Below are 487 nucleotides of genomic sequence, written 5' to 3'. Positions count from 1 at the left end.
AGCAGTCCGCCCGGCGCATGGGACGGATGATCGACGGCCTGCAAGCCCTGCTGTGCGCCAGCCGCGCCCCGCTGCGCGCCGAGCCCATCCCCTTGGCCCGGGCCGTGGCCCAGGCGCGTGCCGCGCTCGCGGCCGCCGAGGCCGGCCGCGCCGTGCAGTGGCGCGTGGGGACGCAGCTGCCCACCCTGCGCGCCGATTCGGCGCTGCTGCAGGAACTGCTGGTGCAACTGCTGGGCAACGCCCTCAAGTTCACGCGCCAGAGCGCGCAGCCCTGCATCAGCGTGCACGCCGACGAGGCCGCAGCCGCGGGCCAGGCGGCGTTCACAGTGCAGGACAACGGCGCGGGCTTTGACCCCGCGCACGCGGCGCAACTGTTCGGCCTGTTCCAGCGCCTGCACCGCGAGAGCGAGTTTGACGGCGTGGGTGCGGGGCTGGCGCTGTGCCGTGCGATTGCCCGGCGGCATTCCGGGACGATCACGGCCAGCGC

The 487-nt window shown here is 74.7% G+C and carries 1 protein-coding gene; it reads left to right on the top strand.

What is annotated here, in order from left to right:
* Nucleotides 1–487 (top strand): sensor histidine kinase (locus VTU_RS0105660; RefSeq protein WP_029554149.1); only part of this gene is annotated, 487 nt, incomplete at both ends.

The organism is Verminephrobacter aporrectodeae subsp. tuberculatae At4, from assembly GCF_000193225.1.
GTDB lineage: Bacteria > Pseudomonadota > Gammaproteobacteria > Burkholderiales > Burkholderiaceae_C > Acidovorax > Acidovorax aporrectodeae.
Note: the sequence above shows the minus strand (reverse complement) of the source record. Positions and strands in the feature narration are given on the sequence as shown.